We start from the raw sequence: 15,507 nt of genomic DNA on the forward strand, positions 1-15,507 counted from the left end.
GACAGCCGAACCCCGGAATTCCGAAACGGGAACGCGACGCACGAAAGAGGAGAGGGACATGAGCTCAACATCGATCGCCGCCAGTGTGTACGCCATGAGCGCCGGGCGACTCGGGGCCACCACGGCCGCCGTGCTGGGGCTGATCGGCGTGGTCATAGGCGCACTGGCTCTGGCCCGCCCCGCCGGTCGTTTCGGCACCGGCTCCGGACGGCTCGGAACCGTCGTGCCCCTGTCCGCAGGGCTGATCGCCATGGCTGTCGGTGCGCTGGTCGTGGCCACCTCCGACGGTGGCCTCGGCACCGGCAACGGGCTGGGCGGGGCCATCGTGGCCCTGGTGGTGGGGCTGATCGCCATGGCCCTCGGTGGGCTGGCACTGGCGCGCTCCCGCAACAGCGCCGCAGCCGCAGTGCCGCACCGCCGCGCGGGCTGACCGGCTGAGGACTCGTCGCGGAAACGACGACGCCCCCTGCCCCGTAAGGGCAGAGGGCGTCGGAACAGCCGTAACGCCTACTTCACCGGCTGCGGCTCCGGCGCGCTCTCCGCGTCCGCGTCGCCCGCCGGGGGCTCGTCGTCCGGCTCGTCGTCCGTGACGGGTGTCCTGACGGACTCCAGCAGCAGCTGGGCCACGTCGACCACCTGGATCGACTCCTTCGCCTTGCCATCGTTCTTCTTGCCGTTGACGGAGTCGGTCAGCATCACCAGGCAGAACGGACAGGCCGTCGACACGATGTCGGGGTTCAGCGACAGCGCCTCGTCCACCCGCTCGTTGTTGATGCGCTTGCCGATCCGCTCCTCCATCCACATCCGCGCACCACCGGCGCCGCAGCAGAAGCCGCGCTCCTTGTGGCGGTGCATCTCCTCGTTCCGCAGGCCCGGGACGCTCGCGATGATCTCGCGCGGGGGCGTGTAGATCTTGTTGTGGCGGCCCAGGTAGCAGGGGTCGTGGTACGTGATGAGGCCCTCGACCGGCGTCACCGGGACCAGCTTGCCCTCGTCCACCAGGTGCTGGAGCAGCTGGGTGTGGTGGATTACCTCGTAGTCGCCGCCGAGCTGCGGGTACTCGTTGCCGAGGGTGTTGAGGCAGTGGGGGCAGGTGGCGACGATCTTCTTCGCCGACTTCGGCTTGCGTGACTCCTCGGTCACCTTGCCCTCGTCGTCCATCTCCTCCCCGAACGCCATGTTCAGCGCGGCCACGTTCTCCATGCCGAGCTCCTGGAACAGGGGCTCGTTGCCGAGCCTGCGCGCCGAGTCACCCGTGCACTTCTCGTCGCCGCCCATGATCGCGAACTTCACGCCCGCCATGTGCAGCAGCTCCGCGAAGGCCTTGGTGGTCTTCTTGGCGCGGTCCTCCAGGGCGCCCGCACACCCGACCCAGTACAGGTACTCGACCTCGGACAGGTCCTCGATGTCCTTGCCGACCACCGGCACCTCGAAGTCGACTTCCTTCGTCCACTCCAGGCGCTGCTTCTTGGCCAGGCCCCAGGGGTTGCCCTTCTTCTCCAGGTTCTTGAGCATCGTGCCCGCCTCGGACGGGAACGCCGACTCGATCATCACCTGGTAGCGGCGCATGTCGACGATGTGGTCGACGTGCTCGATGTCCACCGGGCACTGCTCGACGCAGGCGCCGCAGGTGGTGCAGGACCACAGGACGTCCGGGTCGATGACTCCGCCCGCGGCGAAGCCGCTGTCAGATGCAGGCTCGGCGGTGCCGATGAGCGGGCGCTCGGCCTCGGCCAACGCTGCCGCCGGCACCGAAGCCAGCTGCTCCTCGGACGCCTTCTCCTCGCCCTCCACCGTCTTGCCGCCGCCGGCCAGCAGGTACGGCGCCTTGGCGTGGGCGTGGTCCCGCAGGGACATGATCAGCAGCTTGGGGGACAGGGGCTTGCCCGTGTTCCACGCCGGGCACTGCGACTGGCAGCGCCCGCACTCGGTGCAGGTGGAGAAGTCCAGCAGGCCCTTCCAGGAGAACTGCTCGACCTGGGAGACACCGAAGACGTCGTCCTCGCCGGGGTCGGTGAAGTCGATCGGCTCGCCGCCGGACGTCATCGGCTGCAGCGCGCCGAGCGCCGTCCCGCCCGTCGCCTCGCGCTTGAACCAGATGTTCGGGAAGGCGAGGAAGCGGTGCCAGGCCACACCCATGTTGGTGTTGAGCGAGACCGTGATCATCCAGATCATGGTCGTGCCCAGCTTGATCATCGCGAAGAGGTAGACGAGGTTCTGCAGCGCGCCGACGCTCAGGCCCTTGAAGGCCAGGACCAGCGGATACGAGGCGAAGTACGCGGCCTCGTAGTGCTCGACGTGGTGCAGCGCGCCCTCCAGGCCGCGCAGCACGTAGATGGCCAGGCCGATGGTGAGGATGACGTACTCGACGAAGTACGCCTGGCCCATCTTCGAGCCCGCGAACCGCGACTTGCGGCCGGGCCGCGAGGGCAGGTTCAGCAGGCGGATGACCATCAGGACCGCGATGCCGATGGTCGTCATCGCCGCGATGAACTCGATGTACAGCTCGTACGGCAGGAAGCCGCCGATCACCGGGAGCGTCCAGTCGGCCTGGAAGAGCTGGCCGTAGGCGGTGATGATGGTCGGCGGCAGCGTCAGGAAGCCGATCGCCACGAACCAGTGGGCGACGCCGACGATGCCCCAGCGGTTCATCCGCGTGTGGCCGAGGAACTCCCGCACCAGCGTCACACTGCGCGAATAGGGGTTGTCGGTGCGGCTGCCGGCGGGCACGGGCTGGCCCAGCTTGAAGTACCGGACGAACTGGCCGATGGCGCGTGCGAGCAGCGCAACGCCGACCACGGTCAGGACCAGCGACACGATGATCGCGGCGAGTTGCATTTCGGGGCTCCTCGGGCCTGCGAGGTTCGAGATACCTGCCTGGGCTCTTCGAGATTACTTCGAGATTACCAAGCGGTATTACTAAGCGGTAACTTATGCGGTCGGTTTGAGACTACCCCCATCTTCCGTCGCACTGTAGCCAGCCGTGCGGTGATCTGCGTCGCTGAGGGTTGCCTTAAGATCTGAACGTGTTATTCGTACCAAATTGATACATTCGCCCCTAACTTAGATCCGTGCTCTACGGGATCGCCGCCGCCACCACCGCCCTGCTCCTCGCCGCCGTCCTCACCGCGCTGCTCCGGGCCCCCGCCCGGCGCCTCGGTGTCCTCGACCGGCGTCGGCAGCGGCCGCTTCCGCTGTTCGGCGGCGTGGCCGTCGCGCTCGTCACCTGCCTGGTGGCGGCCGCCGGGGAGTGGACCGGCGTCGCGCCGCTCGGCGACGATGCCCGCGATGTGCTCGTGGCCGGGGCGGCCGTGGCCCTGCTCGGGCTGGTCGCCGACGTGCGGCGGGTGAAGGCGCGGTTCCTGATCGGCGGTACGGCGGTCGCGGCGGTCTGCGTGGTGCCGTACGAGGGGGCCGGGGTGCCCGGCGGGCTGCTGGCGGTGGGCTGGATCGTGTGTGTCTCCGTCGGTTTCCGGGCGCTCGACCACTCGGACGCGCTGACGGGCACCCTGGGGGTCGTCACCGCCTTCGGGGTGGGGGTGTGCGCGGCGGCCGAGGTGATGGACGGGCTCGCCGCGCTGCTGAGCGTGCTGGCCGCCGCGCTGACCGGGTTCCTGATGCACAACTGGCCTCCCGCGCGCGTGGGGCTCGGTTCGTGCGGCTCGCTGTTCACCGGCTTCGTGCTCGCCTCGGCGGCCGTGTTCACCCGCACCGGGTACGAACTGGCCTCCAGCGCCGGGGTGTTGTTCGCGCTCACGGCCGTGGCGGGCGCCGACGTCGTCCTCGTGCTCCTGTCCCGGCGGCTGGCCGGACGGCCCCTGCTGCGCCGCGGCCCCGACCATCTCGCGCACCGGCTGCGCCGGCTCGGGCTCACCCCGCCGGGCGTGACGATCCTGCTCGGTGTCGCCGCGTTCTCCGGGGTACTCGTCGCAGTCCTCGTGCATCTGGGATGGGCGGCGGAGTCCAGGGTGTTGTGGGTGGCGGGGGGCGCCCTGCTCGTCGTACTCGCACTGCTGCCGATCCGGGTGTACGGCCCTCGCGGCTCCGGCGGCTCCGGCGGCTCCGCTGGTTTCGGCCGCACCGGCGGCACCGGCCGCACCGGCCGCATCGGCGGCTCAGGAGGTTCCCCTGGTTCCGGCGCCTCCCGCAGCCCTCATGGATCCGTGTCTCCGCAGGTCAGCGCCCGGTTGCGTGTAAGGAACGGATAAGAGTTGAGTCCGTCCGACTCAGGTCTGTTGACCGAGCGCAGGGCGTCGTGCACACTTGAGTCCGTTCCACTCAAGTCAGCTGGAGGAATCACAATGGCACGTGCGGTCGGCATCGACCTGGGCACGACTAACTCCGTCGTCAGCGTTCTGGAGGGCGGCGAGCCCACCGTCATCACCAACGCCGAGGGCGCCAGGACCACGCCGTCCGTCGTCGCCTTCGCCAAGAACGGTGAGGTGCTCGTCGGAGAGGTGGCCAAGCGCCAGGCGGTCACCAACGTGGACCGGACCATCCGCTCCGTGAAGCGCCACATGGGCACGGACTGGAAGATCGAGCTCGACGGGAAGCCCTTCAACCCGCAGCAGATCTCCGCGTTCATCCTGCAGAAGCTCAAGCGGGACGCCGAGTCCTACCTGGGCGAGAAGGTGACCGACGCGGTCATCACCGTCCCGGCGTACTTCAACGACTCCGAGCGTCAGGCGACGAAGGAAGCCGGCGAGATCGCCGGTCTCAACGTCCTTCGCATCGTCAACGAGCCCACCGCGGCGGCCCTGGCCTACGGCCTGGACAAGGACGACCAGACGATCCTCGTCTTCGACCTCGGTGGCGGCACCTTCGACGTGTCCCTGCTGGAGATCGGTGACGGCGTCGTCGAGGTGAAGGCCACCAACGGCGACAACCACCTCGGTGGTGACGACTGGGACCAGCGGGTCATGGACTACCTGGTCAAGCAGTTCCAGTCCGGCCACGGCGTGGACCTGTCCAAGGACAAGATGGCCCTCCAGCGCCTGCGTGAGGCCGCCGAGAAGGCCAAGATCGAGCTGTCGAGCTCCACCGAGACCTCGATCAACCTGCCCTACATCACGGCCTCCGCCGAGGGCCCGCTGCACCTGGACGAGAAGCTCACCCGGGCCCAGTTCCAGCAGCTGACGGCCGACCTGCTGGAGCGCTGCAAGACGCCGTTCCACAACGTCATCAAGGACGCCGGGATCAGCCTCTCCGAGATCGACCACGTCGTTCTCGTCGGTGGCTCCACCCGTATGCCCGCCGTCGCCGAGCTCGTCAAGGAGCTGACCGGCGGCAAGGAGGCCAACAAGGGTGTGAACCCGGACGAGGTCGTCGCCATCGGCGCCTCGCTCCAGGCCGGTGTCCTCAAGGGCGAGGTCAAGGACGTTCTGCTCCTCGACGTCACCCCGCTGTCCCTCGGTATCGAGACCAAGGGCGGCATCATGACCAAGCTGATCGAGCGCAACACCACGATCCCGACGAAGCGTTCGGAGATCTTCACCACGGCCGAGGACAACCAGCCGTCGGTGCAGATCCAGGTCTACCAGGGCGAGCGCGAGATCGCGGCGTACAACAAGAAGCTCGGGATGTTCGAGCTGACCGGTCTGCCGCCGGCGCCGCGTGGCGTCCCGCAGATCGAGGTCTCCTTCGACATCGACGCCAACGGCATCATGCACGTCACCGCGAAGGACCTCGGTACGGGCAAGGAGCAGAAGATGACCGTCACCGGCGGCTCCTCGCTGCCGAAGGACGAGGTCGACCGGATGCGCCAGGAGGCCGAGCAGTACGCGGAGGAGGACCACCGCCGCCGCGAGGCCGCCGAGACCCGCAACCAGGGCGAGCAGCTGGTCTACCAGACCGAGAAGTTCCTCAAGGACAACGAGGAGAAGGTCCCGGGCGAGATCAAGACCGAGGTCGAGGCGTCCGTCGAGGAGCTGAAGACCGCTCTCAAGGGTGAGTCCGCCGACGGTGACAACACAGCGGAGATCCGCACCGCCACCGAGAAGGTCGCGGCTGTCTCGCAGAAGCTCGGCCAGGCCATGTACGCCGACACGCAGGCGTCGCAGGCCACCGCCGGTGCCGGTGAGGGCGCGTCCGAGGCCAAGGCCGACGACGACGTCGTGGACGCAGAAATCGTGGACGACGAGCGCAAGGACGGTGCCGCGTGACGGAGGAGACCCCGGGCTTCGACGAGAAGCCCGACGTCCCTTCCGGCGCCACCCCTGACGACGCCGAGCCGCAGGCCGCCTCCCCCACGAACGGCTCGGCCGGCTCGACCGGTTCGAGCACGGAGGGGGCGGCCCCGGCCGGGGACGCATCAGCACAGATCGCCGGCCTGACGGCGCAGCTGGACCAGGTACGCACGGCGCTCGGCGAGCGCACGGCGGACCTCCAGCGGCTTCAGGCCGAGTACCAGAACTACCGCCGCCGGGTCGAGCGCGACCGGATCACGGTCAAGGAGATCGCCATCGCGAACCTCCTGACCGAGCTCCTGCCCGTGCTCGACGACATCGGCCGCGCGCGGGAACACGGTGAGCTGGTCGGCGGCTTCAAGTCGGTGGCCGAGTCGCTGGAGACCGTCGCGGCGAAGATGGGGCTTCAGCAGTTCGGCAAGGAGGGCGAGCCCTTCGACCCGACGATCCACGAGGCCCTGATGCACAGTTACGCGCCGGACGTCACCGAGACGACGTGCGTGGCGATTCTGCAGCCCGGGTATCGCTTCGGCGAGCGCACCATCCGCCCCGCGCGGGTGGCCGTGGCCGAGCCCCAGCCGGGGGCGCAGACCGTCAAGGGCGAGGAGCCGTCCGAGGCGTCCGCCCCCGGCGACGAGAAGGACAAGGAGAACGGTGGCCCGGACGAGGGCTGACGTTGAACCGACAGGAGAGGAGGGACGTCGAGGATGAGCACCAAGGACTTCATCGAGAAGGACTACTACAAGGTCCTCGGCGTCCCCAAGGACGCCACCGAAGCCGAGATCAAGAAGGCGTACCGCAAGCTCGCCCGCGAGTACCACCCGGACGCCAACAAGGGCAACGTCAAGGCCGAGGAGCGCTTCAAGGAGATCTCCGAGGCGAATGACATCCTCGGCGACCCCAAGAAGCGCAAGGAGTACGACGAGGCACGCGCCCTCTTCGGCAACGGCGGCTTCCGCCCGGGGCCCGGCGGGGCCGGCGGCTCCTTCAACTTCGACCTGGGCGACCTCTTCGGAGGCGGCGGCCCGGGCGGCCAGGGCGGCCAGGGAGCCGGCGGCTTCGGCGGCGGACTCGGAGACGTCTTCGGGGGCCTGTTCAACCGGGGCGGTGCGGGCACGGGAACGCGTACGCAGCCCCGGCGCGGCCAGGACATCGAGTCCGAGGTCACCCTCAGCTTCACCGAGGCGATCGAGGGCGCGACGGTCCCGCTGCGGATGTCCAGCCAGCAGCCCTGCAAGGCCTGTTCCGGCACCGGCGACAAGAACGGCACGCCGCGCGTGTGCCCGACCTGCGTCGGCACCGGCCAGGTGGCGCGGGGCTCCGGCGGCGGCTTCTCCCTCACGGACCCCTGCCCGGACTGCAAGGGACGCGGCCTGATCGCCGAGCACCCCTGCCTGGACTGCAAGGGCAGCGGCCGGGCGAAGTCGTCCCGGACCATGCAGGTCCGTATCCCGGCGGGCGTCACCGACGGCCAGCGGATCCGGCTGCGCGGCAAGGGCGCACCGGGCGAGCGCGGCGGCCCCGCCGGCGACCTGTACGTCACCGTGCATGTGGACGCCCACCCGGTCTTCGGCCGCAAGGGCGACAACCTCACGGTGACGGTGCCGGTGACGTTCGCGGAGGCGGCACTGGGCGGCGAGGTCCGGGTCCCGACCCTGGGCGGCCCGTCCGTCACGCTCAAGCTGCCGCCGGGCACACCCAACGGCCGCACCATGCGCGCCCGGGGCAAGGGCGCGGTCCGCAAGGACGGAACCCGCGGCGACCTGTTGGTCACCGTCGAGGTGAGTGTCCCGAAGGACCTGACGGGGAAGGCTCGTGATGCGCTGGAGGCGTATCGCGAGGCCACTGCGGGCGAGGACCCGCGGGCGGAGCTGTTCCAGGCCGCGAAGGGAGCATGAAGCAGATGGACGGTCGTCGACGCAACCCGTATGAACTGACCGAGGAAACCCCGGTCTACGTCATCTCGGTGGCGGCCCAGCTCTCCGGCCTGCACCCACAGACGCTGCGCCAGTACGACCGCCTGGGCCTGGTCTCCCCGGACCGCACCCCCGGCCGGGGCCGGCGCTACTCGGCCCGCGACATCGAACTGCTGCGCACCGTTCAGCAGTTGTCGCAGGACGAGGGCATCAACCTGGCCGGCATCAAGCGGATCATCGAACTGGAGAACCAAGTCGCCGCCCTCCAGTCCCGGGTCGCGGAACTGCAAGCGGCCCTCGACGGCGCCGCCGCCGCGATGCAGCAGCGCGAGGCCGCGGTGCACGCGTCGTACCGCCGCGACCTGGTGCCGTACCAGGAGGTGCAGCAGACCAGCGCGCTGGTGGTGTGGCGGCCCAAGCGGCAGCAGACGTCGGACTGACGAGCACGTACCCGAACGCGCACGTACACGCGAAGGGGCCCGGAGGATTCTCCGGGCCCCCTCGCGTGCTCAGGGTCGTGCGCAGTGCTCCTGATGGCCTGTGGTTCCTTGGTGCGACTGGGTATCACGGGGTGGTGTTCAATGTGATGGGATCAGCCTTTTATGGCACTTTCCGGTGATTGTTTATCGTGAGGTGCGGGAGCGTGATGGTGCATTCGGTAGCGTGCGTGTCACTGCGAGGCCGGTGAGAGCAGCAGTCACGATTCCGGTCTCCTCGAGAATCCGCCCCGTGCCCAGGAAAGCGACGCGGGGTCCCCGCCCCGCCCGGGTCCACACCGGGCGGAAAGCGTCCGGCGGGGCGGATACCGCAGCCTCCGAATCGCCGCAGCCGGCGGCGCCACAGGCGGCAGGTACCGCACACGATGAGCACCCGCACCGCACCCCGCGGCGACGGCCCACGGTCCCACGGCAGGTGTCCAAACCCCGCCCAGCACGACGGACCACTTCCCGGCATCCAGGATCACCCAGGATCGCCCAGGGAACCTCAGCTCATCAGCGACGCTACTCAGGCGGCATGACCGCCCAGTCGCCGCCGGCCGCCGACTCGGTGCCGTCGGCGTACAGGGCGGTCACCCAGTAGAAGTGGGTGGTGCCCGTGGCGGCGGCGGTGTCCACGTAGGAGGTCGCCGTCGTGGTGGCCGCCAGCTTCTCGTACGCCTTGGTGTCCGGATTCCAGCGGTAGACCTGGTAGCCGGTGGCGTCGGTCACGGGGTACCAGGACAGGTCGACGTTCCCCTGGTTGGGGATCGCCGTCAGCCGGACCGGCGAGTCCTCCGGCGTCGGCACGCTCGGCGTGATGTCGAGCTCGGTGGCGCTCACGATCTCGCCCGACTTGCTCCACTCGTACGGGGAGTTCCAGGAGGTGTCGTAGACGTCGATGAGGAAGCAGCGCTCCACGCCGTCCGGGAGGGTGGTGTACCTGTACGAGGTGACTCCGGGCGCCAGCCACGCCTCCTGGTGCGCGGAGCAGACGCTGTCCTCCCCGTCGCGCAGGAGCTCGCCCGTGTAGACGACGTACCGGAACAGGTCGGGTGCCGGGTTCGCGTCCCAGTCCAGCACGAATCCGTACTTGGTCGGGGTGACCGTCAGCCCGGTGACGGTGGGGGGCGGGGTGTCGTCCTGGCGCGTCCCGCTGGCGGTGGCGGACCGCGCGGACTCGTTGCCCGCCGCGTCGAGCGCGCTCACCCGGTAGTAGTACGTGGTGCGCACGGTCGCCGAGGTGTCCTTGTAGGAGAGCTGGGCCGTGTCGGTGAGGCGGGTGTACGTGCCGTCCGCGCTCGCCGCCCGGTACACCCGGTACGAGGCCGCTCCCGGCACGGCGCTCCAGCCGACCCGCAGCCCGCCCGCCTCGGAGGCGTCGGTGATCTCCACGCCGGCCGGCACGCCGGGCGCGACCCGGTCGACGGTGGTGACGAGCTGATCGGCCGTACCCGTCGAGACGTTGCCCGCCTTGTCGTAGGCGCGGACCTCGTAGTAGTAGGCGTCGCCGGCGACCGGGAGGGTGGCGTCCGTGTACGAGGTGGAGGTGGTCGTCGCGAGGGGCGTGCTGCCGTACGACGTCCCCTTGAGACGGCGGTAGACCCTGTACCCGGCGAGGTCCATCTCCTTGTTCTTCGCCCAGATCAGCTTCGCCCTGCCGGTGGTGGTGTCGTACGACACCGAAGTCCCGGTCGGCGTCAGCGGCTTGACGGTGTCGACGGTCGCCGAGGTGCGGGGCGTGTAGGCGAACTTGACGTTCGCGCTGCCGGTCCAGTTGACGTAGTCGACGCGGAGGGTGTGTTTGCCGGAGGGGATGGTGACGTTGACGGTCTTGGAGACGGTGGTGGAGAGGTTCTTCCAGAGGTCGATCTTGCGGACGCCGTCGAGGTAGACGCGGATGCCGTCCAGCCCGGAGGCGGAGAGGGCGAAGGGACCGCCGGAGCCGAAGTCCCGGGTCACGGACCACCGCACGCCGAAGTTGTTCGTCGGCAGGCCGGAGGCCGGGGCGCCCGTGCCCCAGTTCTGGTCGATGGCGTTGTCGCAGTCCGTCTTCTTCGGCGTGCCGGAGAAGGTGGTGTTGGCGAAGAACTGCCGCTTGAAGACCGGCGAGGTGCAGGTCGTGGCGGCCGACGCGGGGGCGGCGAGGGCCGTGAGCAGGCCGCCCGCCGTCGCCAGGACGACGGCCGGTGCCGTGGCCCGCAGGGCGAGGCTTCTCATGGTTACGCTCCGCTCGGCGGGACCACGACGGGGGCGAGGCCGGAGAAGGCCTCCGAGCCGTCCGCGGCGATCGTCGAGATCATGTAGTAGCTGGTCGTGGCGCTCGGTGTGGCCGGGTCGGTGTAGCCGCGGGCGTCGGCGGTCAGGGGTACGTCGGTGAGCCGGACGTACTGGCCCGCCGCACGGTCCCAGCGGTAGACGTGGAAGCCGGTGGTCGTGCAGCCGGTGCCGCAGGTCCACGACAGTGCCGCGCGGCCCGTCTCGTCCGCCACCGCGGACAGGGTCCAGGCGGCGGTGTTCGGAGGGGCCTGGGAGGGGGTGAGCTCGAACTCGTTGACACTCACGTTGGCGGAGACGCTCTCCGGGTAACCCCTCAGCGTGTAAAGGGAGTTGTGGCTCGTGTCCACCGAGTCCACGAAGTAGAACCAGTACTCGTCGTTCGGGACGTTGAGATCGGTGAACCGGGTCGTGCCGGGCGGGAGCGAGGCGAGCCGCTCGTAGGTGGACTCGTCGCGGAGGTCGGTCGCCCGGTAGACGTTGTACGACTTGAGGTCCGGGGCGGGGTTCTCGTCCCACTCCAGGACCGTGCCGTACTCCGTGCTCGTATGGGTCAGGCCGGTGACGGCGGGCGGCGGGGTGGTGTCCACGAGGCCCGCGTAGGCCGGCCGCGAGGGAGCCGACTCCCGGCCCGCGCTGTCGACGCTGGTGACGTGGTAGCCGTACGACGTGTGCCGCTCGGCGGAGAAGTCGGTGCAGCCGTACTCCGGGTAGTAGTCGGCCTCGTTGCCCACCCGGTACGACTCACAGGTGATCTGCGCGGGGACGGCGTCCGGGTCGGAGCGGTCCCAGCGGTAGACGCGGAAGCTCGTCGGTGCGGCCTTCGAGGTCGTCCAGCGCACCTCGATCCCGGTCTCCGCCTCGTTCGTGCGCGGGATGTCCATGGAGGGCACGGCCAGCGGCCGGGCGAAGGCGAGGACCTGCGAGGCGGCGGTGTTGCCGGCGGGGTCCTTGGCGACGACCTTGTAGTACGAGGTGTCGCCGTAGGGCGCGGTCTCGTCCAGGCGGCTCGACCCGTACGAGATGCCCAGCTTGACGAACTCCCCGTCGGGGGAGGCGGCACGGTAGACGTCGTACGTCACGTCGAAGGTGTCGTCCTGCCAGTCGAGGCTGACCCCGCGCACGGGGTCGTCGCTCGCGGACACCACCGGCGTCAGCGGGGCGGTCTTGTCGACGGTCGTGACGAGCTTGTCGGCGCTGCCCGCCGACTCGTTGCCGGCCTTGTCCACGGCGCGCACCTCGTAGTAGTACGCGGCACCGGTGGGCAGGAGCGCCTCGGTGAACGAGGTGCCGGTGAGCGGGGCGCCACCGCTGACCCTGTAGTAGTCGGCCCTGCCCTTGTCCCGCCGGTAGACGCGGTACCCGGCGAGGTCCATCTCCCGGTTCTTCGCCCAGGTGACCTTGGCCTTGCTGGTGGCGGGGTCGTACGCGACCGCGGCGCCCGTCGGGGCAAGGGGCTTGACCTTGTCGACGGTTGCCGAAGTGCGGGGCGTGTAGGCGAACTTGACGTTCGCGCTGCCGGTCCAGTTGACGTAGTCGACGCGCAGGGTGTGCTTGCCGGAGGGGATGGTGACGTTGACGGTCTTGGAGACGGTCGTGGAGACGTTCTTCCACAGGTCGACCTTGCGGACGCCGTCGAGGTAGACGCGGATGCCGTCCAGCCCGGAGGCGGAGAGGGCGAAGGGACCGCCGGAGCCGAAGTCCCGGGTCACGGACCACCGCACGCCGAAGTTGTTCGTCGGCAGGCCCGAGGCCGGGGCGCCCGTGCCCCAGTTCTGGTCGATGGCGTTGTCGCAGTCCGTCTTCTTCGGCGTGCCGGAGAAGGTGGTGTTGGCGAAGAACTGCCGCTTGAAGACCGGCGAGGTGCAGGTCACTGCGGCGGAGGCGGGAACGGCGGTGACGGTGAGCAGGCCGCCCGCGGTGGCGAGCACGACGGCGGTCGCGGCCGCGGCGGTCGTGCGTCTGGCTGGGTTCATGCGGTCCTTCAGTCCTGATCGTCAACGGCAGGCAAGCCGTTGGCGATCACGACCGTTGAGGACCGGAATTGGTTGTACAGAGCTTGACTTGTTCCGCTAATTATCCCATTCACGCCCTTTGTCGCAAATATCTTCACGTAAGCTCCACGGCGTTAACATTGCTATCTCATTGTGTGATTGATCCTTGACGGCTACGTGAAGGCAGCGTTGGCTTCGATTCACCTGGGTCGCGATACGCACCCTCGTCCGGAAGGCAAGCACAGTGAACACCCGTACCAGTCGTTGCGCCCTGGCAGTGGCCGCAGGTTCCCTCACGCTTTCGCTGACGGCCTGCGGGGCGCTGGGAGTCAGCAGCGGCAGCAGTGAGGCCAGCCCGACCAAGGGCAACGACATCACCGTGGGGCTGCTGCTTCCGGAGAAGGCGAATACGCGGTACGACAAGTTCGACTACCCGATCATCAAGGAGAAGGTCGCCACCCTCACCAAGAAGCAGGGCACGGTCGACTACGCCAACGCCGACGCGAGCGCGAGCAGGCAGGCCGAGCAGCTGCAGAAGATGATCGACGACCAGGTCGACGTGATCCTGCTGGACGCCGTGGACGCGCACGCGATCGCGGACGGTGTGAAGAAGGCGAAGGACGCGGGCATCCCGGTCCTCGCCTACGACCGGCTGGCCGAGGGCCCCATCGACGCGTACGTCTCCTTCGACAACGCGCTGGTCGGCGAGGTGCAGGGCCGCTCCCTGCTCGAAGCCCTGGGTGACGACATCGACACCTCCGACAAGATCGTCATGATGAACGGCTCGCTCACCGACCCCAACGCCAAGCAGTTCAAGACGGGCGCGCTCTCCGAGCTGCAGGGCCAGGTGACGATCGCCAAGCAGTACGACACCACGGACTGGAAGCCGGAGAACGCCGAGTCCAACATGCTGATGGCGATCTCGGCGATCGGCGCGAACAACATCGCCGGCGTCTACTCCGCCAACGACGGCATGGCCGGCGGCATCATCAAGGCCCTGAAGACGGCGGGCGTGGACAAACTGCCGCCGATCACCGGCCAGGACGCGGAGCTGGCCGCGGTGCAGCGGATCGTCACGGGCGAGCAGTACATGAGCGTGTACAAGCCGTACCCGAACGAGGCCGAGGCCGCGGCGGAGATGGCCGTGGCGAAGGTCCAGGGCAGGGGCATCCAGTTCGACGCGCTGGCCTCGGACCGGGTGGACAGCCCCACGGACAAGGACATCCCCGCACAGCTGCTCCCCGTGGTCGCCCTGACGAAGGGCAACATCAAGTCCACGGTCATCCGGGACGGCATCTACAAGGTGTCCGACATTTGCACGGGCAAGATCGAGAGCGCGTGTGAGGCGGCTGGGCTGAAGTAGGTCCGGCGGGGGCCGGCGTCGGCTGGTGCTACCGGTCCTACCGGTCCTACCGGTCCTACCGGTCCTTGAGGTATTGCAGGAGGGTGGCGAGTCCGGCGGGGGCGGTGGCCAGGATGACGTCCGGGGTGTCGCTCTCGCGGAGGCGGATCGTTCCGTCGGGGGTGGTGGCGACGTTGAGGCAGTCTCCCTCCGGGCCGCCGCTGAACGTCGACTTCTGCCAGTTCAGTTCGGGCATGGGTGCCTTCCTAGAGCGTGTAGAGCAGGTGCTGGATGAGGGCCAGCGAGTCCTTCGCCGAGTGTGCTTCAGGAGCTGGCGATACGTCGATGGGGGCGAGGGCGTTATCAGCCAGGCGCGCGAAGAAAGCGCCGTACTGCTCAAGGCGCTCCGGCTCCGTCAAGTACTGGTCGCCTGTTGGCTGTTCCAGGACGACGGTGCCGAGACGCGGGTTCTCGGGAATCAGGTGAACGAAGTTGCCGCTGAGTGCCGAATAGGCCTGAGCGGTGAACGGATAGACCTGGATGGTCACATGGGGGAGCCGCGCGAGTTCGATCAGGTGGAGCAACTGCTCGCGCACGGTCTGAGAACTGCCGAAGCGTAGGTGGAGAGCGGCTTCGTGGATCACCGCGTGCACGGCCGGAGGGCTGCCACCGGTGAGGACGCGCTGTCGTGCCAGGCGGAACTCCAGTGCCTCCTCGATGTCGTCGACGCCCAGAGCCGGGCTCGCGAAGATGGCTCGCGCATACTCGGCGGTCTGGAAAAGGCCGGGGATGAACAGTGACTGGTGCGTTCGCAGGGCGACGGCATTCGCCTCCATCTCTGCCAAGTTGAGGGCTCCAGGCCCTCTTCGCTTCCTGTATCCGCTCCACCAGCCCTTGCCGGTCGCCTCGGACATAGAGACCAGCGCGTCAATATAGGGCTCATCCATGCAACCGTACGTGTGGCACAGCTCCAAGAGTCGCTCGGTCAGGATCGATGTGCGGCCCAGCTCGATGTGGCTCAGTTGAGTCCGGCTCATGCGGATGCGCTGAGCGGCGTCAGCAGCGCTCAACCCCGCCTGTTCGCGCAGTTGTTTGAGTTCGACGCCGAGGCGGCGCTGACGTTCGCTGATGGTGGTGCGTAGTCCCACGGTCACTCCTTGATGGCTCGCCCAAAGTCTGCACTGCTCAAGGAGGTTGGTCCACCGAATCGGGAGATCTGGTTGAGATGTAGAACCCATACGTCCTACTGTGAGTGTGGATCCAGTCACGCACTGAAACCACTCAACTCCCCCTGCCCATAAGCCGAAAGAGCACCCG

General features: G+C 68.6%; 12 protein-coding genes. 7 read left to right on the forward strand and 5 right to left on the reverse strand.

Annotated elements, in window-relative coordinates; all coding sequences use genetic code 11:
- Nucleotides 1-58: 58 nt before the first annotated feature.
- Complete coding sequence (locus tag Q4V64_RS28215; protein WP_124440458.1) at nucleotides 59-430, forward strand: DUF6223 family protein; 372 nt, start codon at nucleotides 59-61, stop codon at nucleotides 428-430.
- Between the two features lie 77 nt (nucleotides 431-507).
- On the opposite strand, the gene Q4V64_RS28220 is transcribed toward Q4V64_RS28215, so the two are convergent.
- Nucleotides 508-2,838, reverse strand: coding sequence for a (Fe-S)-binding protein (locus tag Q4V64_RS28220; protein WP_124440457.1), 2,331 nt, complete (start codon nucleotides 2,836-2,838; stop codon nucleotides 508-510).
- A 233-nt stretch (nucleotides 2,839-3,071) separates the two neighbouring features.
- Here Q4V64_RS28220 and Q4V64_RS28225 point away from each other — a divergent pair, with 233 nt between their 5' ends.
- The 5 genes from Q4V64_RS28225 to Q4V64_RS28245 all read left to right on the forward strand — a co-directional run bounded on the left by Q4V64_RS28225 (nucleotide 3,072) and on the right by Q4V64_RS28245 (nucleotide 8,541).
- On the forward strand, nucleotides 3,072-4,208 hold the full coding sequence (locus Q4V64_RS28225) for an MraY family glycosyltransferase (RefSeq protein ID WP_124440456.1): 1,137 nt from the start codon (nucleotides 3,072-3,074) through the stop codon (nucleotides 4,206-4,208).
- Between the two features lie 93 nt (nucleotides 4,209-4,301).
- On the forward strand, nucleotides 4,302-6,161 hold the full coding sequence (gene dnaK, locus Q4V64_RS28230) for a molecular chaperone DnaK (protein WP_124440455.1): 1,860 nt from the start codon (nucleotides 4,302-4,304) through the stop codon (nucleotides 6,159-6,161).
- Nucleotides 6,158-6,859, forward strand: coding sequence for a nucleotide exchange factor GrpE (grpE, locus tag Q4V64_RS28235; protein WP_124440454.1), 702 nt, complete (start codon nucleotides 6,158-6,160; stop codon nucleotides 6,857-6,859). The genes dnaK and grpE overlap by 4 nt, the downstream gene beginning before the upstream one ends.
- A gap of 33 nt (nucleotides 6,860-6,892) precedes the next feature.
- Nucleotides 6,893-8,083 (forward strand): molecular chaperone DnaJ, encoded by a 1,191-nt coding sequence (gene dnaJ / locus Q4V64_RS28240; protein ID WP_124440453.1) that lies wholly within the window; start codon nucleotides 6,893-6,895, stop codon nucleotides 8,081-8,083.
- A 5-nt stretch (nucleotides 8,084-8,088) separates the two neighbouring features.
- Entirely contained in the window at nucleotides 8,089-8,541 is a 453-nt protein-coding gene (locus Q4V64_RS28245) for a helix-turn-helix transcriptional regulator (RefSeq protein WP_124440482.1), read from the forward strand.
- 561 nt (nucleotides 8,542-9,102) lie between these two features.
- Here the strand turns inward: Q4V64_RS28245 and Q4V64_RS28250 are convergent.
- Both Q4V64_RS28250 and Q4V64_RS28255 read right to left on the reverse strand, forming a co-directional pair.
- Nucleotides 9,103-10,797, reverse strand: a complete 1,695-nt coding sequence (locus Q4V64_RS28250) for a PA14 domain-containing protein (RefSeq protein WP_124440452.1) — start codon at nucleotides 10,795-10,797, stop codon at nucleotides 9,103-9,105.
- 2 nt (nucleotides 10,798-10,799) lie between these two features.
- Complete coding sequence (locus tag Q4V64_RS28255) at nucleotides 10,800-12,830, reverse strand: PA14 domain-containing protein (protein WP_124440451.1); 2,031 nt, start codon at nucleotides 12,828-12,830, stop codon at nucleotides 10,800-10,802.
- Nucleotides 12,831-13,092: 262 nt separating this feature from the next.
- Between Q4V64_RS28255 and Q4V64_RS28260 the strand changes: the two genes are divergently transcribed.
- On the forward strand, nucleotides 13,093-14,211 hold the full coding sequence (locus tag Q4V64_RS28260; RefSeq protein ID WP_124440450.1) for a substrate-binding domain-containing protein: 1,119 nt from the start codon (nucleotides 13,093-13,095) through the stop codon (nucleotides 14,209-14,211).
- Between the two features lie 55 nt (nucleotides 14,212-14,266).
- On the opposite strand, the gene Q4V64_RS28265 is transcribed toward Q4V64_RS28260, so the two are convergent.
- Nucleotides 14,267-14,446, reverse strand: a complete 180-nt coding sequence (locus tag Q4V64_RS28265) for a DUF397 domain-containing protein (protein WP_124440449.1) — start codon at nucleotides 14,444-14,446, stop codon at nucleotides 14,267-14,269.
- Between the two features lie 10 nt (nucleotides 14,447-14,456).
- Nucleotides 14,457-15,338 carry a helix-turn-helix transcriptional regulator gene (locus Q4V64_RS28270; protein ID WP_124440448.1) on the reverse strand — a complete coding sequence of 294 codons (882 nt, stop codon included), beginning with the start codon at nucleotides 15,336-15,338 and terminating at the stop codon, nucleotides 14,457-14,459.
- Nucleotides 15,339-15,507 lie beyond the last annotated feature (169 nt).

Source organism: Streptomyces sp. NL15-2K, from assembly GCF_030551255.1.
In the GTDB taxonomy this organism is placed as follows: Bacteria; Actinomycetota; Actinomycetes; order Streptomycetales; family Streptomycetaceae; genus Streptomyces.

Coding starts and splice junctions, on each gene's coding strand:
- Q4V64_RS28255 (WP_124440451.1), bottom strand. CDS start 12,830: ATGAACCCAGCCAGACGCACGACCGCCGCGGCCGCGACCGCCGTCGTG.
- dnaJ (WP_124440453.1), top strand. CDS start 6,893: ATGAGCACCAAGGACTTCATCGAGAAGGACTACTACAAGGTCCTCGGC.
- dnaK (WP_124440455.1), top strand. CDS start 4,302: ATGGCACGTGCGGTCGGCATCGACCTGGGCACGACTAACTCCGTCGTC.
- Q4V64_RS28265 (WP_124440449.1), bottom strand. CDS start 14,446: ATGCCCGAACTGAACTGGCAGAAGTCGACGTTCAGCGGCGGCCCGGAG.
- Q4V64_RS28215 (WP_124440458.1), top strand. CDS start 59: ATGAGCTCAACATCGATCGCCGCCAGTGTGTACGCCATGAGCGCCGGG.
- Q4V64_RS28245 (WP_124440482.1), top strand. CDS start 8,089: ATGGACGGTCGTCGACGCAACCCGTATGAACTGACCGAGGAAACCCCG.
- Q4V64_RS28250 (WP_124440452.1), bottom strand. CDS start 10,797: ATGAGAAGCCTCGCCCTGCGGGCCACGGCACCGGCCGTCGTCCTGGCG.
- Q4V64_RS28220 (WP_124440457.1), bottom strand. CDS start 2,838: ATGCAACTCGCCGCGATCATCGTGTCGCTGGTCCTGACCGTGGTCGGC.